The 26,929-nt window shown below is 52.1% G+C and carries 19 protein-coding genes; 15 read left to right on the forward strand and 4 right to left on the reverse strand.

The features are described 5' to 3' along the window. Positions 1-282 precede the first annotated feature (282 nt). Positions 283-1,287 (reverse strand): LacI family DNA-binding transcriptional regulator, encoded by a 1,005-nt coding sequence (locus QW71_RS26900; protein WP_039306547.1) that lies wholly within the window; start codon positions 1,285-1,287, stop codon positions 283-285. A gap of 492 nt (positions 1,288-1,779) precedes the next feature. Between QW71_RS26900 and QW71_RS26905 the strand changes: the two genes are divergently transcribed. From QW71_RS26905 to QW71_RS26950, 10 genes are all read left to right on the forward strand, one after another. Further along, a complete protein-coding gene (locus tag QW71_RS26905) occupies positions 1,780-3,141 on the forward strand; it encodes an ABC transporter substrate-binding protein (protein ID WP_039306550.1) in 1,362 nt (453 codons plus the stop codon). A gap of 138 nt (positions 3,142-3,279) precedes the next feature. Further along, positions 3,280-6,165, forward strand: coding sequence for an extracellular solute-binding protein (locus tag QW71_RS26910; protein WP_039306580.1), 2,886 nt, complete (start codon positions 3,280-3,282; stop codon positions 6,163-6,165). A gap of 54 nt (positions 6,166-6,219) precedes the next feature. Further along, positions 6,220-7,092, forward strand: a complete 873-nt coding sequence (locus QW71_RS26915) for a carbohydrate ABC transporter permease (RefSeq protein WP_081970408.1) — start codon at positions 6,220-6,222, stop codon at positions 7,090-7,092. Between the two features lie 5 nt (positions 7,093-7,097). Further along, positions 7,098-7,997, forward strand: a complete 900-nt coding sequence (locus tag QW71_RS26920) for a carbohydrate ABC transporter permease (RefSeq protein WP_039306554.1) — start codon at positions 7,098-7,100, stop codon at positions 7,995-7,997. Between the two features lie 13 nt (positions 7,998-8,010). Further along, positions 8,011-9,519, forward strand: coding sequence for an NHL repeat-containing protein (locus QW71_RS26925; RefSeq protein WP_306766072.1), 1,509 nt, complete (start codon positions 8,011-8,013; stop codon positions 9,517-9,519). Next, on the forward strand, positions 9,500-10,120 hold the full coding sequence (locus tag QW71_RS26930) for a Yip1 family protein (protein WP_039306556.1): 621 nt from the start codon (positions 9,500-9,502) through the stop codon (positions 10,118-10,120). Before QW71_RS26925 ends, QW71_RS26930 begins: the two co-directional genes overlap by 20 nt. Positions 10,121-10,134: 14 nt before the next feature. Then, positions 10,135-12,714 (forward strand): DUF5696 domain-containing protein, encoded by a 2,580-nt coding sequence (locus QW71_RS26935; RefSeq protein WP_039306558.1) that lies wholly within the window; start codon positions 10,135-10,137, stop codon positions 12,712-12,714. After that, on the forward strand, positions 12,711-13,610 hold the full coding sequence (locus QW71_RS26940) for a carbohydrate ABC transporter permease (RefSeq protein ID WP_039306560.1): 900 nt from the start codon (positions 12,711-12,713) through the stop codon (positions 13,608-13,610). Before QW71_RS26935 ends, QW71_RS26940 begins: the two co-directional genes overlap by 4 nt. Before the next feature lie 24 nt (positions 13,611-13,634). Continuing rightward, entirely contained in the window at positions 13,635-14,645 is a 1,011-nt protein-coding gene (locus tag QW71_RS26945; protein WP_039306561.1) for a carbohydrate ABC transporter permease, read from the forward strand. Between the two features lie 102 nt (positions 14,646-14,747). Next, positions 14,748-16,685: a cellulase family glycosylhydrolase gene (locus tag QW71_RS26950; RefSeq protein WP_063776473.1), complete on the forward strand. Its 1,938-nt coding sequence runs from the start codon at positions 14,748-14,750 to the stop codon at positions 16,683-16,685. Positions 16,686-16,774: 89 nt separating this feature from the next. Here the strand turns inward: QW71_RS26950 and QW71_RS26955 are convergent, their stop codons facing one another. Continuing rightward, positions 16,775-17,608 carry a helix-turn-helix transcriptional regulator gene (locus QW71_RS26955; RefSeq protein WP_039306563.1) on the reverse strand — a complete coding sequence of 278 codons (834 nt, stop codon included), beginning with the start codon at positions 17,606-17,608 and terminating at the stop codon, positions 16,775-16,777. A gap of 117 nt (positions 17,609-17,725) precedes the next feature. Here QW71_RS26955 and QW71_RS26960 point away from each other — a divergent pair, with 117 nt between their 5' ends. Together QW71_RS26960 and QW71_RS26965 are read left to right on the forward strand one after the other, a co-directional pair. After that, positions 17,726-18,568, forward strand: coding sequence for an NAD(P)-dependent oxidoreductase (locus QW71_RS26960; protein WP_039306567.1), 843 nt, complete (start codon positions 17,726-17,728; stop codon positions 18,566-18,568). A gap of 265 nt (positions 18,569-18,833) precedes the next feature. Then, positions 18,834-20,918, forward strand: coding sequence for a class I SAM-dependent methyltransferase (locus QW71_RS26965; RefSeq protein ID WP_039306570.1), 2,085 nt, complete (start codon positions 18,834-18,836; stop codon positions 20,916-20,918). 144 nt (positions 20,919-21,062) lie between these two features. On the opposite strand, the gene QW71_RS37360 is transcribed toward QW71_RS26965, so the two are convergent. Beyond that, positions 21,063-21,413: a nuclear transport factor 2 family protein gene (locus QW71_RS37360; RefSeq protein WP_047013999.1), complete on the reverse strand. Its 351-nt coding sequence runs from the start codon at positions 21,411-21,413 to the stop codon at positions 21,063-21,065. Between the two features lie 166 nt (positions 21,414-21,579). Next, a complete protein-coding gene (locus QW71_RS26975) occupies positions 21,580-22,497 on the reverse strand; it encodes an AraC family transcriptional regulator (RefSeq protein ID WP_039306572.1) in 918 nt (305 codons plus the stop codon). Between the two features lie 127 nt (positions 22,498-22,624). On the opposite strand from QW71_RS26975, the gene yicI reads away from it, so the two are divergent. From yicI to QW71_RS26990, 3 genes are all read left to right on the forward strand, one after another. Then, positions 22,625-24,946, forward strand: a complete 2,322-nt coding sequence (gene yicI / locus QW71_RS26980) for an alpha-xylosidase (RefSeq protein WP_039306574.1) — start codon at positions 22,625-22,627, stop codon at positions 24,944-24,946. Positions 24,947-25,293: 347 nt separating this feature from the next. Continuing rightward, on the forward strand, positions 25,294-26,469 hold the full coding sequence (locus QW71_RS26985) for an SGNH/GDSL hydrolase family protein (protein ID WP_047014000.1): 1,176 nt from the start codon (positions 25,294-25,296) through the stop codon (positions 26,467-26,469). An 87-nt stretch (positions 26,470-26,556) separates the two neighbouring features. Continuing rightward, complete coding sequence (locus QW71_RS26990; RefSeq protein ID WP_052770284.1) at positions 26,557-26,841, forward strand: hypothetical protein; 285 nt, start codon at positions 26,557-26,559, stop codon at positions 26,839-26,841. Positions 26,842-26,929: the final 88 nt, after the last annotated feature.

Below are 26,929 nucleotides of genomic sequence, written 5' to 3' on the forward strand. Positions count from 1 at the left end.
CCTCCGATATCTTCCGTTGATCTAATGTTAGGTTTCTTGCAAGTGTACTGCGTAAAAGGAGGCAGATCAGGATACTTAGCGGAATCTCAGTCCGAGTCACCCGCAATTTGCCGAGATCTTCCTCAATAGAGGAATCTCAGTCCGCTTCGCACCTGGAAGAGCCATCAAGACCCGCCGAAGTTCCAGTGGTAGAATGGCTTGCTCCATGCGCAGCCGCTAAGCTCCCTCTTGATTTACCCGTAGTATAATTATGTTCGGCAACATACGCCCGGCTTACCTTCCTCAGTCCCTGACAATAAGATCAGCCTGAATTAGGATCTTCTCATAGCTTGTGCCCGGATTCAGGATTCTCCACAGCATATGATCTACAGCCCTTGTACCGAGCAGCTGCTTGTTAACATTCACGGTTGCCAGGAACGGCAGGTTGGGGTGCGTATTATCGAAACCGGTAAACACCAGATTGTCAGGAACGGGCATACCCATAATCTCCATCGTCTCCAGGGCGAACAAAGCGTAAATATCATTAGCACATACAAAAACCTCGGGCAGGCCGTGTTCGGTAACAGCCGCAGTGAAGGTTTCTCTGAAATTATCAATCTCCGGCCCGTTAAGGGAAGGGTTCTGCTTAAGTTCGATCTCGTTATCCTCAAGTGCGGCCCGGAAGACCAGGAACCGTTCATAGAAGCTCTGGGCATCGCGGATGTTGCCGAGGAACTGGTAGTTGCGGTAGCCCTTCTTGATGACAAGGTTCATCAGTTCTCTCATGCAGGACAGATTATCGGTAAAGATAGAATCGCACGGAAAGCTGGGATCGTAGTGATCCACCATCATGACCGGAATGCCGAGACTTCTGATCTCTGCCAGAATCGGTGTGGAAATGGAGCCGACTGTAATGACCCCCATGATGGCCTCGGGATTGAGGAGCGAGAACATTGAATCATCTTTGGGCTCTGTCAGCGTTAGCACATTAATGCCCCGCTGGTCCAGCCGGGTAGAGATGCCGTTGAACAGCGGGCCCCAATATAAAGAGTCCGGATTCTGGTAGCGGATGTTGGGAAATAAGATCAGAATGGTTCCCGACCATTTGCGGGCATCCAGATCGATAAGCTCACCCGGAGGCTGCACAGTGGTTGAGTCTTTAAAGTATCCGAGCTGCCCTGCGGCTTTGAAAATCATATCTCTGGTCTGTGAGCTGACTCCGGGTTTGCCGGATAATGCCCGTGACACTGCAAATTTAGATAGCCCCGTAAAATCTGCTATGGATTGGATAGTTACTTTACGCCGCATGAAATCATCCTACTTTAGTCAGTTTATTTAGTCTCTTCAGAAGAACTACATTCCAATTTTACATGAAGAAGAGTAGACTAACACTTGTTTTTTTAGTTTTCTGAAAATGGTTTTGCCTATGAATCTATCTGTTATTATAAATACAGTTTTATATTATATTTTTGTTTTCATATATTGTTATTTTGTTATGCTAAAGATAACACTGTTATGTGCTTCCAACAAGCGATAAGCGGTTTTTTAACGTAAACAAGCCTTTTTTATGTTAAAATAAGGATTTTTAATAAAATATTATTGACCATCTTTCGGCTCGGTGGTAATATTTGTTATGCTAAGAAAAAACAAATTAACAATAACAAATAGGGGCGGTGTGAAAAACAAACAAAGGTAAATCGGCTTTTGTTATTTTTTTAACCAGCATTGTAAGCGCTTTATCTGAGATGTGGCAGCACTGACTTATTCATCATTTATCAATTATCATGGGAGGTTTGACGGATGAGAAAGATAAAGGGGTATTCAGTTTTATTATTGTGTTTTGTTTTTTTACTTACAGCCTGCAGTGGCGGAAACAATGCTGCGAATAATACCAAGGCCAATGCGACGGCTGAGCCTGCTGCTACAGAGGCCGTGGCAGAAGCAACGGCGGAGCCTACGGCAGCACCTGTTGATATGGGCGGACGTGTAATTAAGGTAGCGGCCTGGTGGGATCTGAAGCCTGCGGGCAATTCCGCATCCGAGAAGGAACGTCTGGCCAAGATTACTGAAGTGGAGCAGAAGTACAACTGCAAGTTCGAATTTGTAAACGTTCCCTTTGAAGAGTTCATGCCTAAATTCACGGCTACTGCTCTTACGGGCGAACCTTTTGCCGATATCGTCATTATGGAATACAACTCGGCATGGCCGGCTATCCTCAAGGGACAGCTGATGAAAGTAAGCGAATATACTACAGCGGCTTCCAATATCAATAACGAAGCTAATCTGCTGGTGAAGGCGCCTAAAATTGCTAATGAGGACTACGCCTTTGCTGAACCCGGTGTGGGCGGAGCCGGTATCCACTACAACCGTGACTTGTTCAAGAAGCTGGGGCTTCCTGACCTGCAGGAGCTGTATGCCAGCGGGCAATGGAACTGGGATAAGTTCGTTGAAATTGCCAAGCAGGCAACCAAGGATACGGATAATGACGGCAAAATCGATACTTACGGCTTCTCAGGCTGGGCGATCGATATGCTGCGTAACTTCTCCGCTGCGAACGGCGGGAAGCTGGTGGATGAAGCGACAAGCACTCAGGGTCTGACTGATCCCAAGGTTATTGAAGCGGCTGAATTCATTAACCGTCTGTACAACGTAGAGAACGTAGTCAAAGTCAAAGGTGCAGACAAAGTCGGCTATGACGAATTCAATACCTTCAAGGATGGCGATGTAGCGATGTTCCCGGCTCCGATCTGGAACCTGGGCGATCTGACCTTCGATTTCGGTGTGGTTCCTTTCCCGAACGGACCTTCCGGATCGCCTGAAGTTACCTATGCCGATAACGGCAAGAATGCATTCTTCGTTCCCAAAGGTGTGAAAGATCCGCAGGCTGTCTATCAGGCTTTTGAAGATACCTATGATATTACACAAACCGGTGATTTCCCTAGCCAGGAATGGCTGGAAAGTATCTACGCACATGAAGAAGATGTCGCTATGATGCATGAACATATCAACAACACAGGCCAGATTCTGCTTGAAACCGCTTATCCTGAATATCCGACCTACGGTTATATGAAGGACATCATTGTAGACAATCAATCGGTTACTGCAACTGCCGAGAAGTATAAGCCAGAAGCAGAAGCTTCCATTGCTAAGCTAGGCAAGTAATAGGAGGGTTCCGGATCGTCATAACAACGGGGGGATGTCTTGGTGACTCCCCCTATTGTATGGATATAAGATTTCCGCTTGTAAGGAGGACTTCTGGTGACAGATAAAAAGCGTCAATCCAAAATAGCCAAGAATATAATGCTTGCTGCTGTGGCATTGCTGATCATGCTTCCGGCAGGCTTGAATGTACAGGCGGAGACTGGCACGAAGAAGGCTGTCTCCGCAGAAGAGCTGGTCCCCGGCGTTACCTCCGGGATTGCGGCGAATACCGGGAATAAATACGTTGCCTATCTGGCTGAACATAAGGACGCTCCCAGACCTGATCAGGAAATTATTCTGGAGGCGGCTGACTATAGTCATGTAGAAGGCGGCGGCTTCGAGAAGTGGTCTGATTACGAAGGTATGGCCGGTGAAGCGCTGTTAACCGGTGAAACCGGCAAGGCCGAGTGGACTGTTCAAGTTAAGGAAGCCGGCTTCTATAACCTGTCGATGCTGTACTATCCCGTCGAAGGGAAAAGTTCGGCTATTGAGCGCGCCTTCTATATTGACGGGAAGCTCCCTTTCAAGGAGGCGGCGTTCCTGCAGTTTGACCGGATTTGGGATAATCAGTCGGATCAGCTGGCCCGGGACAACCAGGGCAATGATCTGCGGCCAAGACAGGTGGAGCGGCCGGTCTGGAGCGAGAAGGCGTTTCAGGACTCTGACGGTTATGAGAATGAGCCGTTTTTATTTCATTTCAGTGCCGGCACACATACGTTAACCCTGGAATCTTCAAGAGAACCTGTACTGATTAAGCAGCTGAAGCTGTTCAGGCAGAGTGCGCCGCTGCCGTACGAAGAAGTGAAGAAAGCGTGGGACTCCGAAGGCATTCAGGCCGTAAGCGGCCAGCTCCTGACCGTTCAGGCAGAAGACGCAACAGCGAAATCCTCACCGACGTTATACCCGCTGAATGAGCGTTCGAGCCCGGCAGTGACTCCGTACAGTTCTTCTGTAATCAAAATCAACACTATAGGCGGGCTGAACTGGCGGATACCGGGTCAGTGGATCGAATGGGAAGTGGATGTGCCTGAGACCGGATTCTATAAGCTGGCCTTCAAGACGCAGCAGAATTATGTGCGGGGAATCTATTCAACCCGGAAGCTGACCATTGATGGTACCGTCCCGTTTGCGGAAATGGCCAAGGTTCCTTTCCGGTATAAAAGCTCTTATCGGCTGGACATTATGGGCGGCAATGAGCCCTATCTATACAAGCTCGGCAAAGGCAAACATACCATACGGCTGGAGGTAAGCCTGGGTGAGTTCGCCCCGCTCATCCGCGAGGTAGAGAACAGCCTGTACAATCTCAACTCCATGTACCGCAAGATCCTGATGATTACCGGAACGAAGCCGGATGAGTACCGGGATTACCAGCTGGACCGGAAGATTCCGGGCCTCCTGGATGTATTCGCTGCGGAGCGAGACCGCCTGAAGGGGATTGCGAAGGAACTGGTCCGTTTATCCGGACAATCCAGTGATCAGGAAGCGCTGCTCAAGACGATGGCCGAGCAGCTGGACGAGATGATTGAGGACCCGGATACGGTACCCAAAAGACTTACCGCCTACAAGACGAATACCGGCGGACTCGGCACCTGGGTCCAGACGGCAAGAGAGCAGCCGCTTGAAGTGGATGCGCTCTACATAGCTTCACCTGATAAGAAGCTCTCGAAGAAAGGGATGGGCTTCGGCGCGAAGCTGAAGCATGAGACGGCTGCCTTCTTCACGTCCTTCTTCACCGACTATAACCAGATCGGCAATGTGTCGGATGAGGAAGACCAGAAATCGGTTACCGTATGGATCGGCAGCGGACGGGATCAGGCCAATACGATGAAGGCGATGATCGATGAGACATTCACCGCCGCCACCGGGATTAATGTCAATCTGAAGCTGGTCAACATGACCACGCTGCTTCCGGCGACCCTGGCCGGACAAGGGCCGGATGTGGCAATGCAGATCGGCAATGATCTGCCTGTTAACTTTGCGATGCGCAATGCGGCGGCAGACTTGACGCAGTTTGCGGATTTCGGGGAAGTGAGCAATCGTTTCCGTGAGAGTGCGGTGCTGCCTTACCGGTATGACAGCGGCGTCTATGCCCTGCCTGAGACCCAGACCTTCAATATGCTCTTCTACCGCAAGGACATTCTGGAGGAGCTGGAGCTTGAAGTTCCGCAGACCTGGGATGAGGTATCCACACTGCTCGCGGTGCTCAGCAAGAATCATATGCAGTTTGGCCTGCCCGTAGTGGTCCAATCGGCAGTGCAGGGACAGAACATCCCGCCGAACTCGATGTTTGCCGCGCTGCTGTTCCAGAATGGCGGGCAATTCTACCGCGATGGCGGCAAAGCGTCAGATTTGGATTCGCGTACCGGAATCGAGACCTTCAAGCAATGGAGCGAATTCTATACCGATTACAAGCTGGAACGCGAATATGACTTCGCCAACCGCTTCCGTACAGGTGAAATGCCGATCGGTATCGCGGATTATACGTTATACAACCAGCTGTCTGTTTTTGCTCCGGAGATTAGAGGCATGTGGGGCTTCGTGCCGATCCCCGGAACCGTCAAGGAAGACGGTACGCTGGACCGGACGGTTTCCAGTGGAGGCAGTGCAGTCCTGATGCTGGATAAAGCGAAGGACAAGGATGCGTCCTGGGAATTCATGAAGTGGTGGACGAGTGAACAGACCCAGACGGTGTTCGGGCGTGAAATGGAAGGCTTGATGGGTGCTGCCGCACGTTATCCGACAGCGAATATCAAAGCGCTGGACAGCTTGCCTTGGCCGATCGCCGATTACGAGAATCTGAAAGCCCAGTTCGAATGGGCGGAAGGGGTTCCTGAAGTTCCGGGCGGATATTTCACGGGCCGGCATTTGTTTAATGCTTTTTACAAAACAGTGGTCGGCGGCGTGGAAGCCAGGGAATCCATTATGGACTATGTCCAGTATATTCAGGACGAAATCACCACCAAACGCAAAGAGTTTGGTCTATAGCGGTAAGGGGGAGAGTCAAGCGTGCAAACTTGGTGGAGCCTGAAATGGCAGCAAATGAGAGCGAATAAGCATTCGTACATTCTGATGGCGCCGTATATGCTGTTGTTCGCCGTATTTACGGTGCTGCCGGTATTGGTCTCGGTTGTGCTTAGCTTCACATATTTCAATATGTTGGAATTTCCGAAGTTCATCGGCTGGCAGAACTATACGCGTCTTTTTTTGGAGGATGATGTATTCCTGATTGCCCTCAAGAACACGCTGCTGTTCGCAGTAATTACAGGGCCGATAAGCTATATCGCCTGTTTCGTGTTTGCCTGGATCATCAATGAGCTGTCACCGAAGCTTAGAGCTGTAATGACGCTCGTGTTCTATGCACCGTCCATCTCGGGAAATGTCTATTTCATCTGGCTGATGATCTTCTCCGGGGACCGGTACGGGATCATGAACGGGTTGCTGCTGAAGTTCGGCTTCATCCTGGAACCGATCCAGTGGCTGAAGACAGAAGGCTATATTATGCCGATCATCATCCTGGTCCAGTTATGGCTTAGTCTGGGAACGGGCTTCCTGACCTTCATTGCCGGACTGCAGACCGTGGATGGAACCTTATACGAAGCGGGAGCCGTGGACGGAATCAAGAACCGCTGGCAGGAACTCTGGTATATCACCTTGCCTTCCATGCGCCCGCAGCTGATGTTCGGTGCTGTCATCCAGATTACGACCGCGTTCGCCGTAGCTGATGTTTCGATTGCCCTGGCCGGGTTCCCTAGCGTGAACTATGCAGCGGAGACCATCGTGACGCATCTGATCGACTTCGGCACCACAAGGTTCGAGATGGGCTATGCTTCAGCGATTGCTACTGTATTGTTCTTCATCATGGTAGGCACCAACCTGGTAGTGCAGAAGCTTCTTAGAAAGGTGGGTGAATAGAAGTTATGAATACCCCCTTTCAAATAGGTTCCAAACGCTTAAGCCGTTCTGTCCGGATGCCCAAGAAACGGGTGAACCGCTCTGCATGGGGTACCTTCTCGTTATTTGCCCTGCTCACTGTATTCGGGGCCTTTATGATCCTGCCGCTGGTTTACGCGATTAATAATGCGTTCAAGCCGCTGGACGAAATCTTCATCTTCCCGCCGACCCTGTTTGTCCGGCACCCGACGATGAACAACTTTATCGATCTGTTCAACCTGCTGGGAAATTCATGGGTGCCGTTTTCCCGGTATATTTTCAACACGGTGTTTATTACCGGTGCAGGGATTATCGGGCATGTCCTGCTGGCTTCGGCGGCAGCGTACCCTCTGGCCAAACATCATTTTCCGGGCAAAAAAGCATTGTTCAGCATCGTTGTCCTCTCGCTGATGTTCACACCGGCGGTGACGGCTATGCCAAATTATATGATCATGTCCTGGCTGGGCCTCATTGATACGTACTGGGCGGTTATTATACCGGCCTTCGCTTATTCGCTGGGCCTCTACCTGATGAAGCAATTTATGGAGCAGATTCCCGATGTGCTGCTGGAAGCCGCCAAAATTGACGGGGCGAGTGAATACCGCATTTTCTGGTCGATCGTGATGCCTAACGTCAAGCCGGCCTGGCTGACGCTTATCATTCTGTTATTCCAGATTCTCTGGGGCAGTGACGGCAACGGGTTCATCTACAGTGAACAGCTGAAATCACTGCACTTTGCAGCGGGCCAGGTGGTTGCAGGAGGGATTGCCCGTTCCGGTCCGGCGGCAGCGGTGGCCCTCATTCTGATGAGCGTGCCGATCACGCTGTTTGTGTTCTCGCAGAGCCGGATTATAGAGACCATGGCAACTTCGGGAATGAAGGATTAAGGGGGGAACGCAGTTGATCGCAAAAAAATGGCTGCTGTCACTTATGGCGGCATCCCTGCTGATTGTGTATGCAGCTCCCGCGCCGGCGTATGCAGAATCCGCGCCTTATGAGAGCTACAACTATAACTATTGGGAAGAAGCGGTGCCCGCTCCTGCGGCGTATATCCCTGACCGGACCCTGTCCGGCAAGGATCTCGGGGTAGGCGATTTCCGGGAACCCGGCGACATGGCCGTGGCGGCAAGCGGACTGATCTATATAGCCGACAGCGGAAACGGGCGGATTATTTGCCTGGACCCGGACTGGAAGGTCGTTAAGGTCATTAATAGCTTCGATAACCAGGGGGCAGAGGATACATTCAAGAATCCGTCCGGATTGTACATTACTGAAGACGGCAATTTGTATGTTGCCGATACGGATAACGGGCGTGTGGTGATCCTGTCCCCGGAAGGGGATTTGCTCGGCATGGTGGAGAAGCCGGCGTCTGATATTTTGCCGGCGGACTTCAAGTTTATACCCGTGAAAGTGACTGTAGATCAGGCTGAACGTGTCTATGTCATCGCTAAAGGGATCTTCGAAGGGATCATGCAGTTTGATAAGAACGGTGAATTTATCGGCTACGTCGGCACGAACAAGGTACAGCGTGACTATACCGAATATCTGTGGCGGCTGGTCTCAACCAAAGCGCAGAAAGCGCAGATGGCGCTGTTCGTGCCTACAGAATTCTCCAATGTTGATGTGGATGCCAAAGGTTTCCTCTATGCGACGAATATTGATCCGGGCTCGCAGGAGCCGGTCAAGCGGCTGAATCCCTCCGGGGAGGATGTACTGAAGCGGTTCGGATACTTCGATATTAAAGGTGATATCCGGTACCGGAGGGCGGATGGACCGTCCAAGTTCACAGATATTAAAGTGCTGGCGAACGGGATGTACAGTGCGCTTGATGCCAATCAGGGCAAGGTGTTCACGTATAACGATGAAGGTGATCTTCTCTATGTCTACGGAGGCAAAGGCAACCAGACCGGGACCTTCAAAATACCGGTAGCGGTAGAGTTCTCCCAGGGGAACCAGCTCGTATTGGACCGGGGAAAAGGCAACATTGTCATCTTCAGGCCGACCCGGTTCGGCACAAGCGTCAATGAGGCGGTGGGGTATCACTACAATGGTGAAGATACGCTGGCTGTACCCGTGTGGAGGGAAGTCCTGAAGCTGAACTCGAACTACGATATCGCGTATATCGGCATTGGCAAGTCCCTGCTGATGGACAAAAAAAACAAAGAGGCACTTAAATACTTCAAGCTCGGAATGGACCGCGACGGGTATTCGGTAGCCTTCAAACGGTACCGGAGAGAAGTCATGCAGGAGCATTTCGGAACCTTTCTGACAGCGGTAATGATCCTGGTGCTGGCTTGGCTGTCTTATAAGCTCTTCAGCTTCTGGAGAAGGAAGCGGCGGTTAACCGCGTCCAGGCAGGCTTCGCCAAACCTTAAGGAGGGGAACGCCCATGAGGCAGGATTTCATTAAATTCCCGCTGCACCTCATTGTGCATCCGTTTGACAGCTTTTGGGATATGAAGTACGAAGGCAAAGGGAAGGTCCGGGTCGCGTTGACGATTCTGCTGCTGGTCGTGATTTCGATGATCCTGAAGGATCAGTTTGCGGGTTTCCTGGTGAATTATAACGACCCCCGGCATCTGAACAGCATCACGCAATTATTCACGATTATATTTCCCTTCTTCCTGTGGTGCCTCTCCAACTGGGCGATCACCACACTCATGGACGGGGAAGGAAAATTCAAAGAAATTATGATGGCTACAGCCTATGCGCTAGTTCCGATTGTAATCATTTATGTGCCGATGATCCTGGCCAGCCGGTTTATGGCGGAGGAAGAAACAGCCTTCTATTATCTGATGATGACGGTATCCTCCATATGGTTCGTCGCGCTATTATTTGTCGGCATTATGACCGTTCATCAATATACTGTGCTCAAAACCGTAATCACGATGCTGCTCACGGTTATTGTCATGGGAATTGTCGTGTTTCTGGGGACGCTCGTATTAAGCATGCTCCAGCAGATTATAGAGTTCTTCGTTAACATTTACCGGGAATTAATTTTCCGTACGTAAAGGAGGCCGCACCTGTGAAAAATCGTAAAATGCTGGTCGCGGTGCTCGCCTGTGCCGCAGTCATGCTTATTCTTGCCGGTTCTGCCTTAGTCTTCTCCTCACGCGGAGTGAAGGCGGTGGAAGCCTCGGCTTATATGGAAGTAACAGCTGAGCTGGAGGCCGGAACCGGGTTCACTGCACTGCCTGATTCCTCTCAGGGGATTCCGGGAATGCAGCTGGCAGCAGATGATGGAGAGCTGTCCTTATACTTCAATCCTGAGACAACGGAAGTCGCCGTCAAGGATAAACGCCATGATCAGATCTGGTACAGCAATCCGGCGGGCCGTGAGCAGGATACCCTGGCTTCGGGATTCGAGAAGGAGCTGTTGTCCTCGCAGCTGAATGTACTGTTCCGTGACTCTATAGGGACGCTTGAATCCTATACGAACTTCGCCCAGAGTATCAGCAGCAAACAATTCACTGCCGAGAGCATCAAGAACGGGCTGCGGATTGTATATACGATTGGAGATACATCGATCGGGATTGATGCGCTGCCCAAGTTCATCAGCAAGACAAGAATGGAAGAGAAGGTTCAGGCCCATCTGGATGCCTCCAGCGCCAAATATGTCGGGCAACGGTATTACCCGAAAGACGGTGACCCGGAAGTTCTGGAGCGCATTGATGCCCAAGTCTCGAAGCCGCTGGTGCTGAGCAAAATGACTGCGGCCTTCAATAAATCCGGTTATTCTGCGGAAGATCTGGCCTTCGATAATAAGGAGAACGGAGTGGAAGGCGGCTCCGGAGCAAGCAAGCCGAACTTCATCATTCCGCTGGAATACCGGCTGGATGCAGGGTCGCTGGTAGTAACTATTCCTGTGAACCAGGTCAAGGAGAGCGGAGAATATCAGATCCGCAGCCTGGAGCTGCTGAATATGTTCGGAGCTGCTGATCAGCAGAGCGACGGCTATATGTTCGTTCCGGACGGCTCCGGCAGCCTGATCTATCTGAATAACGGAAAAGTGAAGGAAGAGCAGTATGTACAGCGCGTATACGGCCCGGACCCGAATGATAACAGCTATAGACGCGGGCAGGTCAGCGAGAGTGCCAGAATGCCGGTCTTTGGCCTGAAAACAGAGGATGCCGCATGGTTTGCCGTGATCGAGAAAGGCGATGCCATAGCCAGCATAGCCGCAGATATCAGCGGCAAGAAGAACTCCTACAACTTCATCCACAGCAGCTACACCCTGCGGGGGGAAGATGAGCTTGAGCTGTATACGGGTTCTACCATTCAGGAAATTCAGCTGTTAAATGAAGAGATTTACAAAGGCGATATTGAGGTCCGCTACAGCTTCCTCGGCAAAGCTAAAGCCAATTATTCAGGAATGGCTGAGCTGTACCGGAATAAGCTGGCGGAGCAGCAGGTGCTGCAGCCTCTGGAGGCGGGGCAGGTTATTCCCTTGTATCTCGACATGCTGGGGGCTGTCGACAAGCAAAAGTCGTTCCTCGGCGTCCCTTACCGGTCCGAGATTGCCATGACCTCCTTCGGACAGGCGGCGCAGATTGCAGAGCAATTGAAGCAGGATGGCGTTGACCGGCTGCTTATGCGCTATACCGGCTGGTCAGCCAAAGGGGTGAATCACGCTACACCGGATAAGCTGAAGACGGAAAATGTGCTCGGCAGTAAAAAGGAGCTTCTAGAATTATCAGAGAAGCTGGAACAAGCGGGAGGCATGTTATTCCCGGATATTGCTTTCCAGAAGATTTATCACGATGATGGCGGCTTCACACCTTCCTCTGATGCCTCCCGGTTCGTGACCCGGGAAGAAGCGGAGCTCTATCCGTATAACCGGGCATTGAACCGGATGGATATGACGCTCGGAAGCTACTTTCTGTTGTCCCCGGCGAAGCTGCCTTATTATGTGGACACGTTTATGAGCAAGTATAAAGCTTATGGGTTCAACGGCGTATCCTTGCGGGATCTTGGCAGTGTGCTCAGCTCGGATTTCCGGGTCAGCCGGGTCATTCAGCGGGAGACGGCCAAACAAATTGTAGAGGAGCAGCTCGGCAAGCTGGATCAGAGCATCGGCCAGACGATGGTCGCCGGAGGCAATGCGTATGCATGGCCTTACTCGGATCATCTGATCAATGTGCCGACCGCCTCCAGCGGCTTCGTGCTGACGGATGAAGAAATCCCGTTCTATGAAATGGTTGTCCATGGTTACATCAGCTTTACGGGGACGCCGGTGAATCTGAACGATGAACAGGATCTCAAGGTGCAGCTGCTCCGCTCTATTGAGCTTGGTGCCGCGCCCCATTTCTCCTGGTCGTATGAGCCGTCCTCCAAGCTGAAATACACTCATTTTGACGACATGTATGCCACAAGTTATCAGGATTGGTACGGTCAGGCGGTTTCGCTGTACAAGGAAGTCAGTAAAGTGCTCTCTCCGGTACAGAACGCGCAGATCGTGAATCACATACGCCATCAGGAGGGTGTTGTGGAGGTGCAGTACAGCAACGGGATTTCAATCTATGTAAATTACACAGACATGCCAGTCTCCGTACACGGCTTCACCGTCGGAGCCGGACAATATGGGATAGAAGGTGGGCAGTCATGAGGGGGAGCAAGCTCAGCTTAAATCACAAGCGCTCTTGGCTGGGAATCGCCTTTATTACGCCGTGGCTGCTTGGATTCGTATTCATGTTCGCGGCTCCGCTCATTCAGTCCATCAAATTCAGCTTCAGCAAATTAAATGTCGATCCGACCGGGTTCACACTGGACTGGGTGGGCTGGTCTAATTTCAACAATGCGTTGTTTGTAGATGCCACCTTCAACCGCGTACTCACCGAATCCGTCAGGGATATGGTGCTTAACGTTCCGATGATCCTGTTCTTCAGCCTCTTCTCGGCAACGCTGCTGAATCAGAAATTCCGGGGGAGAGTTCTGGCCCGTGCGATATTCTTCCTGCCGGTTATTCTGGCTTCGAATGCGATATCGGCGGCAGAAGCTTCCGGACTGATCAACCTGGTGGGGGATGCCACGGCTGTGAATGAACTCGGTCAATCCGGCTCACAGTACAATGTCATGTCTATGGTGATGATTCTGAGTGATATCGGTCTGCCGCTCTCGTTCGTGGATTACATTGTGGATGCTATCCTGCGGATCTATGAGATTATTACGAGCTCAGGGGTACAGATTCTAATCTTCCTGGCCGCGCTGCAGTCTGTGCCGGGGGCGATGTACGAGGTAGCGAAGATTGAAGGGGCGACCGCTTATGAATCCTTTTGGAAAATCACCTTCCCGCTGGTAAGCCCGCTTATCCTGACCAATGTCATCTACACCATCATTGATTCCTTCACGGGCAGCAAAGTAACGCAAATGATCTTCACCACCGCGTTCACCACCCAGAACTTTGGTCTCAGTGCGGCCATGTCGTGGATCTATACGCTGATTATCAGCATCGTCCTGATTATTGTAGGATACGTGCTGTCCAAAAGAGTGCATTACAATTGATGAATCGCAAAGGAGGATATGGCTATGCAAGCTCCTCAATCTGTTCAGCCTGCTCATAGGGAGGCGAATCACCATAGAGTCCATAAGCTAAAAGGCAAAGCAGTGGATCTTCTATACGCACTGTTCCGCTATGCGCTGGTCATCGGGATCTCCTTCATCATTATTTATCCGCTGCTTATGAAATTCTCGATCGCCTTCAAGGATAAAGCGGATATCTACAATCCGACGATTTATATGATTCCGGTCCACTACACTATGGATAACATCAGAATGGCGATGCAGATTCTGGATTACTTCCCGCTGCTGGGGAATACGCTGCTCTTCGTCGTAGTGACTACGGTGCTGACCACGGCTTCCTGCGCTTTGGCCGGTTACGGCTTTGCCCGGTTCAGCTTTCCGGGGAGCAACATCCTGTTCGCGCTCGTCATTCTTACCCTGCTTGTCCCTACCAGCACGCTGATGGTGCCGATGTACCTGCATTTCAGAAGCTTTGACATTATGGGGATTATTCATTTGTTTACAGGGAAAAGCGGCATAAATCTGCTCAATACGTATTGGCCTTCGATGATTACATCAGCGACAGCCATCGGACTCAAGGCGGGGTTGTTCATTTATATTTTCCGCCAGTTCTTCAAGGGGATGCCGAAGGAGATTGAGGAAGCGGCGCTGATTGACGGTGCAGGGGGCGTGAAGACATTCCTGCGGATTATGCTGCCCAATGCGGTCTCGCCGATGATTACGGTGATCCTGTTCTGCTTCGTCTGGCAGTATAACGATACCTTCTTCACCTCACTGTTCATGAGTGAAATCGCGCTTATGCCTACGAAGGTCAGCTCGCTGGCCGCGCAGGCCAATGCCCTGCTGCCGGGACTGCTGGGGGTAGGCGGGGGATCGGGTGTCAAGGCGGACCCCAATCATGTAGCGATGATTATCGATACCGGTATACTGCTGGCGATTCTCCCGCTGATTACCTTGTATATGGTTGTGCAGCGTTACTTCGTAGAGAGCGTGGAGCGCAGCGGAATTATCGGCTGATCCAGACGAAGGAGGAGCTTCCAGTCTTGAAGGAACAGGACGAATAAAGCAGCATTTGAATAAGCTTGTATAGTTTAAAGATGATTAGGAAGGCGGCCTAAGATGAAGCTGAAACGCTCGTTCGTCATTACCTGTATACTGCTGCTGGCCGTCCTGGTGACGGCAGTGCCTGTACAGGCGGAAACCCGGGCGAAGAAGAATGCCATGCAAGCTTATGTTGAATCGCTCAGACCGGGCTGGAACCTGGGGAATACCTTCGAGGCCTCCGGGGACGAAACCTCATGGGGGAACCCGGCCGTGACCCAGGCATTCATTGAGCAGCTGGCGGCGGAGGGCTATAAGAGCATCCGTATCCCGGTTACCTGGAAGCACAGGATGGGCGATGCTCCTGATTATGCAATCCGGCAGGATTTCATGGCCCGGATTCAGGAGGTTGTTGACTGGTCACTGGCTGCGGACCTTCACGTTATCATTAATCTCCATCATGACAGTAACTGGGTGATGAACATGGCGGTGGAGCATGATGAGGTGCTGGCCAGATTCAATGCCGCCTGGACGCAGATTGCCGGTCATTTCAAGGATTATCCGGACAGCCTGATGTTCGAGAGTCTGAATGAGCCGCGCTTCTCCGATGACTGGAGTAAGGACAGCCCGGAATATTTCACCATGCTGGATGAATTGAATGTGTCCTTTCATCACATCGTCCGGCATTCCGGAGGGAACAACAAGCAGCGGCCGCTTGTGCTGTCTACACTTACTGCTGCTCCGACCCAGGCCAGACTGGATGCGTTAGCGGCAACCATTGCCAATTTAGATGACGATAGACTAATAGCAACGTTCCATTACTATGGTTATTATGCGTTCAGTGTGAACCTTGGAGGGTCGACCACCTTCGATACCACGGCCAGGGAGGATCTGATTCAGGCGTTCGACCGGGCTTATGATACCTTCACGGCCAAAGGCATTCCTGTAATCGTCGGGGAATTCGGCCTGCTCGGGTTCGATAAATCGCTGAGTACGGTCCAGCATGGTGAGATTCTGAAGTTTTTTGAATACGTTATCTACTATGCCCATGAGAAAAAAATGCCGCTGATGTTATGGGACAACGGGCAGCATTTCGACCGGCGCACGTTCAAGTGGGTAGACGAGGAGCTTCATCAGGTGATGAAGCAGGGCTGGAAAGGCCGTTCCTCCAATGCGGAGACGGATTCGGTCTATATTCTAAAGGATGCGGAAATCAAGGATATCGCCATCCCGCTGAATTTGAACGGAAACACGTTCACGGCGCTGCTCAATCAGGAACAGGCGTTAGTCAAGGGAACGGATTATGAGCTTGATGGAGATAACCTTATCCTCAAGGCCGGGCTGCTGCAGAAGCTTGTTACGCAGAAGTACGGTATTAATGCAGTGCTAACTGCCAGATTCAGCGCGGGTGCTGACTGGAGAATGGACATTATTTATTACGACACGCCCAGCTTCATCAGTGCGCAGGCTCCGGAGGGGATATATACGATCCCGGCCTGGTTCAACGGGGATAGTCTGGCAACGCTGGAGGCTGTCTATACGGCTGGCGGTAATGCCGGTCCGAATGACTGGACGCCTTTCAAGGAGTACTACAAAGCCTTCTATCCGGACTATACCACCGGAGAAATTAAGTTCACAGATGACTTCTGGAAGGAAGTCAAGGAGGGGGAAGTGCAGCTGAAGATGCATTTCCGCAGCGGTGCAGTCATCCCGTATACGATCACCAAGACAGGCACTCAAATTGCCGGGGTCTCCGCAGAGGATGCAGAAAAGGCGGCAGCGCTGGCTGGGGAAGAAGCAGACGGGCAAGCTGTAGAAGTGCTGGCGGAATCCGCTGATCCGGCACCAACAGACACTGCAGCAGTCGAAGCTTCAGTGGAGACTTCTGCTGAAGCTGTCCAGCCAGAGGAAGCCAGCCAAGGCGGCAGCAAAACCTTAATGATCCTGCTCGCTGTATCGGCGCTAATCGTTGTAGCGGCAGCGGTCATGTACTGGCGGAGAGCAGGTAGAAGATAGGCTTAGCGGATAACGAAACAGCAGCAACCGTGGACAGGGGAATCATGTCCTGGTTTGCTGCTGTTATTTTTGAACTCATAGATGCATGATTAATGTTCGCTGGTGTTCATTAGACTTTGCAGACGCGCAGCTGTTTCGGCAGTTGCTGTATAAATCATGATCTTCAGATCCGGATGGCCCTGGGGCTGTAGGGTCACATGCTCAAACTCCAGTTCTCCGATGCCGGGCGCATTCCACTGTTTGTGGCAGTCCGTTACAATCTGAACATCATGCAGCGGCCATTTCTCGCGGAACAGCGGGCTGCTCTGCATAAATTCCCCGATAAGCTCCTTGAACCTCGGGTCATTAGGGAAATGTGCGTAATCCGCACGAAAGCGTGCAACGATGACCTCTGCTTTACTCCCCCAGTCCTCTGGATTCATTCTCCGCTTCCCTGTCGTCAACAGCAGTCTCATCCAATTAGGACGCTCCTGCTTCCCCTCTGAGAATGAAGGAAAGCCGAAAACCAGCTCCGCTGCCTGATTCCATAACAGCAAATCCCAGCTTCTCCCGATTACGAAGGCCGGATTGGGCTCCAGGGCCTTGATCATCCGTTCCAGGCCTGTATTCAGTTGCTGATCTTCTACGGCCTGCTGCTGCACCGGTCTGGCAAGAAGATGAAGATGGTGACGTTCGTCTTCAGTCAGCCGCAGCGCCTCTGCTATGTTATTCAGTACATCCTCTGAGGGATTGATACTTCTTCCCTGCTCCAGAGAGGTGTACCATGAGGTTCCGATGTGGGCAAGCTGGGCCACTTCTTCCCGGCGGAGCCCCGGAGTCCGCCGTCTTCCATAAGAGACTAACCCGGCTTCTTCAAGAGTCAGACGTTCCCGGCGCGAACGCAGAAATTCTCCTAACGTCATCCTGGAAGAAACCTCTTCCATGTTGAACTCCTCCTTATCCTGACACTGACAGTCCTACGATAAACGCAGGAAGGATGCCAGTTACACATTCTATTATACTGCCAGTATAGCATCTATAAACTTAGGAGGATTTGAACTATGAACATATTTGTAACTGGAGCCACCGGTAAAGTAGGAAGCCGTTTTGTTCCGCGTCTGCTGCAGCGCGGTCATCACGTTAAGCTGTTGATTAGGGATGCTGCCAAGGCAGATGGGCTTAAGCAGCTGGGGGCTGAGATTGTAGAAGGCGAGCTTCTGCAGCCGGAACATTATGTCGATGCTCTCCGGGGGATTGATGTTGTATTTCATCTGGCAGCTCAGTTCCGCGGGGTAGACGAGAATACCACCTGGATATCCAATTTCGATGGCAGCATCGCTCTGGCCAAGGCAGTGCTGGAGGCGGGGGTGCCAAGGTTTGTTTTTGCGAGCACCAATAATGTCTACGGCTCCGGAAGTAACGCGAGACCCAGTCAGGAGGATGACGAGCTGAAGCCTGCGTTTGCTTATCCGCAGTCCAAAGCTAAGGCTGAGGCAGCGCTGCTGCAGCTTCATCACGAACAGGGGTTAGGCCTGCGCATTGTAAGGTTGCCCTTTGTCTACGGTGAGCGGGACCCGCATATCACAGAATTCCTGCCGCTCGTAGGCAATTGGAATCCGGCGAAAAGAATGCATATGGCGCATCATGCAGATGTGGGTCAAGCCCTGCTGCTCGCTGCTTCCGCAGACGGGATAGATGGCCGGATCTACAACGTCGGCGACGATGCACCGGTCTCCATTGCGGAGCTGCTTAAGCTGCATCATTTGGAAATTTCCCCGGCAGTCCAGCAGCAGGAATTCAATCCATGGGAGGGAGTCATCGATACCACACGGATCAGGGATGAACTACATTACCGGCCGATTTTCCCGTCCTTCTATACGGCGAGGGATGCAGGTGCGCTTTAAATTGGATTTATCTTCTCCCGGCAATCTGGTATACAATAGAACTACATCTTCTTGACCGCAGGCTTCTCTTCAGAAGCTTGCGGTTTGTTGTATTAACAGTTTGAATAAGATGAACTAAAGAAATCTGGACACAACAGCGGCTGGAAGGCCAAATATTCACCGCAGTTACGTCCTCGCCCAGCTGGGGGGGCTTAAGTTATCATGATTCAACCTCAGCCAGCAGGGCTATTGTATAGAGATCGTTATTACATAGGGAGGCAGGCAAATGCTGAAATCATTGCAGGCTATTGAAACATACCGTGAAGAAGGAAGGCTCCCCGGTGAAGGCTGTCTGTGGCTGGAATATATCGTTCAGGCCGAGCAGACGATTGTGAACCTCGAACGGGTAGAGTCGCTGGGGGAACTGGAGCAGCAGAGTCCGGTGCTGGATTACGTAGAGCGGAGCCTGCGCGTACTGGATAGTCTGCCGCTATCCTACTGGATCAGGGAATTGGCTGAAGAGACGCTGATCTGGTCGGAGACTGCCAAGGGCGGTACGATCCGGCAGCGCAGAAGCTGGCAGGAGGAAGGCATTAATATATTTGTGCATAATATCGGTTCGGCACAGCTGTACTGGCGTTATGCAGAGGATGACCGGGAGGACGCTGGCTCTGCGGATAAGCGGCTGATCGTGCACCGGCTGATCGAAACCCACGGCCTGATCGGGCAGCAGATCCGCGGCGAGGTTCCGCCTTCGGTCAATCTTCCGTTATCCGGACTGGTGGAGCAGGGGCTGCTGACCGCAGATGAGCTGGAGCGGCTGCTGTTCGCGCTGAATCACTGCATTATCTCTGCCGTAGCCCCGGAGCTGTGGCAGGAGGTTCGTCCTCAGGTGATGGAGCTGATTGCCGTAATCTCCTCGGGGAATCTGCATGATGAAGTCCCCATGAAGGAGCGTCTGCGGAGAATGCGCTCCGGGTCTATCGCGCAGGGTGAGGATTATGAGACGGAGTGGAGCGGTCTTGTGCAGGAGGGATTCAATCCTGCTGTACTGGAGCCGCTGCAGCCTGTCACCTTCTGGTATGTGGAATCTGCACTGCAGACCTTCTCGCTGGAGCAGTTCCTCAAAGTAGTAAGCCTCTCGGCTAGCAGTGATTTGTCCGCTCTGAACCATATCAGCTTCGAAGCGGTGATGAATAGCATTTATTATGACTATAAAGGCAGCAAGAAGATCAATGTGTACAAGAAACGGATCATTGAGAAATACTTGTCTGAGCTGGACTGGACAGAGATCTACAGCGGTGAGCAGCCTTCGGGCAATCCGCATCTGTTGCACCGGCTGCTGCGGAAGGAGCATTTGCCTGATACGCTGTTCTTCAACTTCGAATTCTCCCCGGCGGCTGAGAAGCTGATTGAATTCTGCATAGAGGCCGAGAAGTCGGCGCTGTATGAACGGGCGGTGCTGCTGCTGTTCGATCTGTTCGATCTGCGCCGGGATGCGTTCGACCGCTTCCATAACGAGGATACGTATTTAAGCCAGATGAATGATACGGCAGATTATAAGGCGGTTATTCTGGATTACGTCACCGGCCGCAAGGTGCTGGACATCGGGCCGGGCGGCGGGGTGCTGCTGGATCTGATCGAGCAGCGGATGCCGGACGTGATTCCGGTGGGCATCGATATCTCCAGCAATGTCATTGAAGCGTTGCGGCAGCGCAAGCAGCGGGAAGACCACCGCTGGGAGGTGCTCCAGGGCGATGCGCTGAACCTTAAGGATTACGTGGAGGCGGGGACGGTCGACACGGTGATTTTCTCCTCCATCCTGCATGAGCTGTATTCCTATGTCCCGCTGGACGGGAAGAAGTTCAATCACGGGACGGTTGCGGCTGCGCTAACCAGCGCCTTCGGGGTGCTGGCGGACGGCGGAGTCATTATTATCCGCGACGGTATTATGAGTGAGCCGGAGGATCAGCAGCGGAGAGTGCGGTTCCTGGAGGATGACGGAATGGCGTGGCTGGAGCGGTATGCGAAGGATTTTGCCGGCCGGAGCATCCGGTATGAGCAGCTTAGCGCCCGGGAGGTCCTCATGCCGGTGAATGATGCGATGGAGTTTCTGTACACGTATACGTGGGGCGAGGAAGCCTATATCCATGAGGTACAGGAGCAGTTCGGATATTTCACTCCGGCTCAATATGCCGCGTTCATTGAGCAGACGCTTGGTGATCAGGCGAAGATTGAAGTCTTCCGCCATTACCTGCAGGAAGGGTATACGGAGGCGCTGCAGGATCGGGTCGTGGTGATGGATGAGAGCGGGCAGGCGGTCGCACTGCCGGACAGCACCTGCTTCATTGTAATCCGTAAGGCAGGCTGAAGCCGGGCTTGTATGGAACATAAAAGGGGCATTACCACAGCCGTGTCCGGCCTGGTAATGCCCTTTTTCAATCGGTATTTGCCGGCATATAATGGGAAAGCATCACGTTGCGGACCCTGCATAGAAGAGAATCATCCTGTCCGGTTACTTAAGCGTGATGATCAGTGTGCTGATTTTGCCACCCTGCACCGTGAACTCGTGTCTGAACAGCTGCGGAGCGGGAACGCGGTTCTTGTTAAATTCCCCTTCCATCTCTGCTGTCACAGCGATGGCTTCTCCGGATTCTTCGATTTCCATGATCGTGTAGCGGACCTTGGCAGAGAACAGCTCTGCTTCCCCCCAAGCCTGTATAGCATCCCTGCCTTTGATGTCTTTGCCGTTATCCTTAACGCTGGCGCCGGGAGTGAACAAATCAATAAAGGCTTCAGGCTGATATTGGTTAATGGCATTGTAGAACTCCTGTACCTCACTCGGCAAGGTAACATGTTGATTCATGGATATCTGCCTCCTGTAAGTAGATTGGTGGAACATTTGCAAGACAGCATGTCCCTGATTAAAACTTTTGGATCAATGTCGGGAACAGTATGCGGCCATCCTTACACGTAACTTAAACGTATCCGGGCATCCGTAAGCAGACAATGTAATCTGTCCGCACCTGATCTTACGGATAAAGCTGGCCCTGACCGGCTCCCGGAATAGCATCCTTGCGGAATTCGGAAGGCGAGCAGTTCATCGCTTTGCGGAAGACTTTAATGAAGTAGCTGACGTTGTCGAAGCCGACATCCATGGCGATATCGGAGATTTTGCGGTCACTCTGCTGCAGCAGGGCTGCGGCCTGGCGGATCCGGTAGGAGTTGATATAATCGACGGGCGTCTTGCGGGTCATGCTTTTGAAGAACCGGCAGAACTGCCCCTCGCTCATCGGAATCAGCTCTGACAGATCGCGGGTGCGGATTGGCTCCTGATAATTGTCCTGGATATAGAGGATGACTTTCTTCAGCCGGTCGATCTTCGTGGTATCAGCGCCTGCCGACTGGTTGTAGTTCACCGAACGTCCCGGCGGCGCAATCTGTGAGAGCATGATCAGCAAAGTTCCTTTCATAAAGGACTCGAATCCGGGCATTTTATTATCATATGCCTCCATCATCCGCTCCAGGTGCAGCAGAAGCTCCCCTTGCCAAGGTACGGAGGAGGTGATGTGACGCGGAAAGCTCTGGCGTTTCTCCTGAAGCGGCAGAATTACAGTCTGCTGGATCGTATCATATTGGGCGCTGGCCAGGAGATCGGGGTGAAAGACAAGTGCGCAGAACCGGCAGGGAGTGTCCTTAACCGCATAGGCGGCATGAATATCACCGGATTCAATAAACACGGCTTCGCCGGGGCGGAGTGTGAAATAATCCGTATCCACCTGAAAGAGAATCTCGCCTTCAAGCAGCAGGAAGAACTCCGCTTCCTCATGCCAGTGGGTATCCAGGACAGGGGCTCCGGCCGGGAGCTCTATCCAATAGGCGGCCAAGGGAAACATAACATCCCCGTGTTCACGGTCTTCTTTGAGCAATCGCTGCGATGTGCGGTCCATTAAAGCCCTCCTTGAGAGAAAAACATCAAAATAGTGTTATAAATAAGCTATATTTTATTAGTTTTGTGATTTTGTTATCGTTATAATGCAACTATAAACACCAAATTGAAGGGTGGCAAGTGCACACATGAAATTTACAGACGGCCTTTGGCTGGTTCGCGACGGAATCACAATCAATGGTGCAGTTCAGAACTATGCGGTGGAAAAAACTGCAGAAGGTCTGACAGCAATTACGCAGACAACTCCGATTACAGGACGTTCGGCAACACTGAACTCTACACTGCTTACCGTAAAATTCCATTCCCCGCTTCCGGGTGTGGTTGGGATTAAGATTATTCATAATGACGGCGTTATCGACCGTGGTCCTTCCTTTGAATTGACTAAGGGAACAGGCGATCATGTTCAAATCGAAGAAACCGAAGCACAGACCGTGCTGATCAGCGGCGGACTCCGCGTGGTCATCAACAAGGGAACTCACTGGTCGGTAGACTTCTACCGCGGCGACGAGCGCATTACAGGCAGCGGTTACAAATCGATGGCCTATATCACTGATCAGGACGGCAACACGTTCATGCGTGAGGAGCTGGATATCGGCATCGGCGAATTCGTGTATGGTCTGGGCGAACGCTTCACTGCTTTTGTGAAGAACGGCCAGGTGGTTGACCTGTGGAACAAAGACGGCGGTACAAGCTCCGAGCAGGCTTACAAGAACGTTCCGTTCTATGTAACCAGCAAAGGCTACGGCGTATTCGTGAACCAGCCTGAACTGGTTTCGTATGAAATCGCTTCGGAAAAGGTGAAAAAAGCCCAATTCAGCGTAGCTGGAGAGAGCCTGGAATACTTCGTCATTGAAGGACCGACTATTAAAGAAGTTATCACCAAATATACTTCCCTGACCGGCAAGCCTGCGCTTCCTCCGGCATGGACCTTCGGCCTGTGGCTGACGACTTCATTCACTACAGACTACGATGAAGCTACGGTTAACTCCTTCGTAGAAGGAATGGCGGAGCGCGATCTGCCGCTGCATGTGTTCCACTTCGACTGCTTCTGGATGCGCGAATACCAATGGACCGATTTCCAGTGGGATTCCCGTGTATTCCCGGACCCTGTGGGTATGCTGAAGCGCCTGCATGACAAGGGGCTTAAGATCTGCGTCTGGATTAACTCCTATATCGGACAGCGTTCACCGCTGTTTGAAGAAGGCAAGAAGAACGGCTATCTGCTCAAAAAAGCTAACGGCGACGTATACCAAACCGACCTTTGGCAGGCAGGCATGGGCCTGGTGGACTTCACTAACCCGGCGGCTTGTGAATGGTATGCAGGTTACCTGCGCGGCCTGGTAGACATGGGCGTAGACAGCTTCAAGACCGACTTCGGCGAGCGCATTCCAACGGATGTTGTGTACTTCGACGGCTCCGATCCGCACAAAATGCACAACTACTACACACAATTGTATAACAAGGTTGTCTTTGAAGTACTGGAAGAGAAGCTTGGCAAAGGCGAAGCGGCCGTCTTCGCACGTTCGGCAACCGCCGGCGGGCAGCAGTTCCCGGTTCACTGGGGCGGCGACTGCTACGCTGACTATGAATCCATGGCAGAAAGCCTGCGCGGCGGCCTGTCGCTCGGCCTGTCCGGCTTCGGCTTCTGGAGCCATGACATCGGCGGCTTCGAGAATACCGCTCCGGCGCATGTCTTCAAGCGCTGGCTGGCCTTCGGCCTGCTCTCCAGCCACAGCCGTCTGCACGGCAGCACCTCGTACCGTGTGCCTTGGGCTTACGATGACGAAGCCGTGGATGTTACCCGCTTCTTCACCAAGCTTAAATGCAGCCTGATGCCTTACCTGTATGATGTAGCCGGACAGGCGCATGAACAGGGCTGGGCTTCGATGCGGGCGATGGTGATGGAATTCCCTGAAGATCCGACCTGCGAGGTGTTGGACCGCCAGTACATGCTGGGCGATTCCCTGCTCGTGGCTCCGATCTTCCAGGAGAACGGCGAAGTGAAATACTACCTGCCGGCTGGACGCTGGACACACCTCCTGAACGGTGAGACCGTAGTGGGCGGATCATGGCGCAAAGAGAAGCATGACTTCTTCAGCCTGCCGCTGTTCGTACGCCAGAACTCCCTGCTTGCCGTGGGCAGCGAAGACAGCCGTCCGGATTATGATTTTGCCGAAGGCGTGAAGTTTGGCTTGTACTCCCTGGAGGATGGCAAGGCTACAACTGCAACCGTACGCGACATCAATGGCGCTCCTGAGCTGAAGGTGGAAGCTGTACGCAGCGGCAACACCGTAACTGTAACTGCAGAAGGCAGCGGCAAAGCATTCACCCTGGCTGTGAAGGATCTTGGCGCTATCGCTTCCGTAGAAGGTGCGGAGCAGGCAGATGAAACTACAGTGAAGGTAAACGCCGGAGCTAAATCCGTATCGTTCACCATTACGCTGAAATAAGCTTATACCGCCCTATACTCAAGCTCTCTGATGACAGGGGACATTCGTCCCCGGTGTATCAGAGAGTTTTTTGAGGATTGAACAGCGGTAATCCTGCACGGAGTACAACATTTTCCTCATATTATCGATCCTAATCCGGAATTGTTGTATGCAAGGCAGCATTTCTCCTTCTCTCGGCTGCTTTGCGGGGGAATTCATGTATTTCGTACAACAATTCTCTCAAACAGCCTTTTATTCAGGCATAGAAGTTGTAGAACGTACAACATTATTGCCTTTTTCCATTTATTACAGGTAAGCTATGAACTAATCAATCCAATCTGTCAGCGACGATAGGAGAATAGAATGCTATGAGCAATAAAGTTAATACAGGAGTGTACAGCCAGTCTGAATTCACTTCAGCAACGGCAGTATCCGCAGCCGCAAATCATATTATGAACTCGCCCGAGCCTTTCACCCACACCTACCGGACCTATGTCCGCCTGCGCGAGACCGGCAGCCTGACGCTGAAGTTCTGGCACAGCAATGCCGTGGATTCCACATGGAATCTGGGAGAGGCAGCAGCGGCCAGTGAACCGGGCGGGGAGTGGAGCATTGAAGCGGCATATGTAGCCGATGGCGGAGCCGTGCCGGATGGTACAGTTGTGTCAGGTTCGCAGGTTCCGGTAACCTTCGGTGGCGAAGCCTCGCGGAACGTTGCGCCGGGCGAGCAGTTCTGGAGCGATGAAGCGCTGCTGGAGCTGCCGGAGGGGCATGCTCTGGCCTTCACCTGGACGCTGAAGACGGCAGCTGCCGGGAAGTCGATCCCTTTCAACGTGGAGGGGATGCTGGTCTCCGGCTACGATGCGCCGGGCAATCTGGCCGCTCAGGAGACAGCCGAAGCGTTCAGTGAATCGGACAAGCTGCAGGTACTGCCAAGCTTCCTGGGATACAAGAAGGATGTAACGAAGAAGCTGGTCTTCCTGGGGGATTCGATTACGCAGGGAGTGCGGACCGCCAAGGATGAGTATTCCTATTGGGCGGCAAGAATTGCCGAAGGATTAGGAACGAAGTACGGGCTGTGGAATATCGGCTCCGGCTGGGGCCGGGCCTATGATGTCGCCACCGATGGAGCCTGGCTGCACAAGGCGCAGCAGGGCGATGAGGTGCTGATGGTGCTCGGAGTAAATGATCTGGATATCGGCAACCGCTCAGCAGAAGAACTGCTGAACGACCTGGCGCATATCATCTCCAGGATCAAGGAAGCGAGGCCTGAGACTGCCGTGATTCTCAGCACCGTGCCGCCGTTCAATTTCGAAGGGGAACGGGAAGTGTTCTGGCGCAGCGTGAATGCAAGCATCCTTACGAACCCGCCGGCCGGTGTAGACCGCGTGTTCGACATTGCCGCAGTACTGTCTGTACCTGCTCCGGCAGATCATAGAATCAAGCCGGAGTACATGAGCGACGAGTTTGACCCGCATCCGAACGGCGCCGCCGGCAAGGCAGTGGCAGATGCTTTTCTGGAGTGGTACGGGAAACAATTGTAACGAACTTCTTGAATGCACTAGGCATACTATGTAGTACTTTATCAGAAGGGTAGTGTGCCTGTAGTGAGCATTCAAGCGGGAGTACCAATGCAGCCCAAAGTGCTGTATCAAGCAGATCAAAATTATATTCAGAGTCTGAAGTCTGTTCGGCATCACTTGCACAGTGTATGCAGACAACATGTGAACCAGATTGTCCGGGTGCAGACGATTGACGGCCAGGTCGTTACTGGGAGAATTCTCGGCAGCGATAGAGGATTGTTATACCTGGGGGTACAGAATCATCATGGAGCAGGACGCGCCTTCGGAAGCAGCGATGAAGCCATCCTGACCCTGGTACTGTTCGAATTGCTGGTTATAGTTTTATTGTCTTAACTCAAAAGATAAGAGCCTGCGTAAGCAGGTCCTTATCTTTTTTTATTGTTTAGGAAATTATACAATGCAAAAAAATGTGGATAACTCC

The sequence above is a fragment of the Paenibacillus sp. IHB B 3415 genome (assembly GCF_000802655.2).
Taxonomy (GTDB): domain Bacteria; phylum Bacillota; class Bacilli; order Paenibacillales; family Paenibacillaceae; genus Paenibacillus_AQ; species Paenibacillus_AQ phytohabitans.

Coding starts and splice junctions, on each gene's coding strand:
- QW71_RS37360 (WP_047013999.1), bottom strand. CDS start 21,413: ATGAATCAACATGTTACCTTGCCGAGTGAGGTACAGGAGTTCTACAAT.
- QW71_RS26945 (WP_039306561.1), top strand. CDS start 13,635: ATGCAAGCTCCTCAATCTGTTCAGCCTGCTCATAGGGAGGCGAATCAC.
- QW71_RS26915 (WP_081970408.1), top strand. CDS start 6,220: ATGAGAGCGAATAAGCATTCGTACATTCTGATGGCGCCGTATATGCTG.
- QW71_RS26940 (WP_039306560.1), top strand. CDS start 12,711: ATGAGGGGGAGCAAGCTCAGCTTAAATCACAAGCGCTCTTGGCTGGGA.
- QW71_RS26910 (WP_039306580.1), top strand. CDS start 3,280: ATGCTTGCTGCTGTGGCATTGCTGATCATGCTTCCGGCAGGCTTGAAT.
- QW71_RS26960 (WP_039306567.1), top strand. CDS start 17,726: ATGAACATATTTGTAACTGGAGCCACCGGTAAAGTAGGAAGCCGTTTT.
- QW71_RS26905 (WP_039306550.1), top strand. CDS start 1,780: ATGAGAAAGATAAAGGGGTATTCAGTTTTATTATTGTGTTTTGTTTTT.
- QW71_RS26975 (WP_039306572.1), bottom strand. CDS start 22,497: ATGGACCGCACATCGCAGCGATTGCTCAAAGAAGACCGTGAACACGGG.
- QW71_RS26950 (WP_063776473.1), top strand. CDS start 14,748: ATGAAGCTGAAACGCTCGTTCGTCATTACCTGTATACTGCTGCTGGCC.
- QW71_RS26920 (WP_039306554.1), top strand. CDS start 7,098: ATGAATACCCCCTTTCAAATAGGTTCCAAACGCTTAAGCCGTTCTGTC.
- yicI (WP_039306574.1), top strand. CDS start 22,625: ATGAAATTTACAGACGGCCTTTGGCTGGTTCGCGACGGAATCACAATC.
- QW71_RS26930 (WP_039306556.1), top strand. CDS start 9,500: ATGAGGCAGGATTTCATTAAATTCCCGCTGCACCTCATTGTGCATCCG.
- QW71_RS26955 (WP_039306563.1), bottom strand. CDS start 17,608: ATGGAAGAGGTTTCTTCCAGGATGACGTTAGGAGAATTTCTGCGTTCG.
- QW71_RS26985 (WP_047014000.1), top strand. CDS start 25,294: ATGAGCAATAAAGTTAATACAGGAGTGTACAGCCAGTCTGAATTCACT.
- QW71_RS26965 (WP_039306570.1), top strand. CDS start 18,834: ATGCTGAAATCATTGCAGGCTATTGAAACATACCGTGAAGAAGGAAGG.
- QW71_RS26900 (WP_039306547.1), bottom strand. CDS start 1,287: ATGCGGCGTAAAGTAACTATCCAATCCATAGCAGATTTTACGGGGCTA.
- QW71_RS26990 (WP_052770284.1), top strand. CDS start 26,557: ATGCAGCCCAAAGTGCTGTATCAAGCAGATCAAAATTATATTCAGAGT.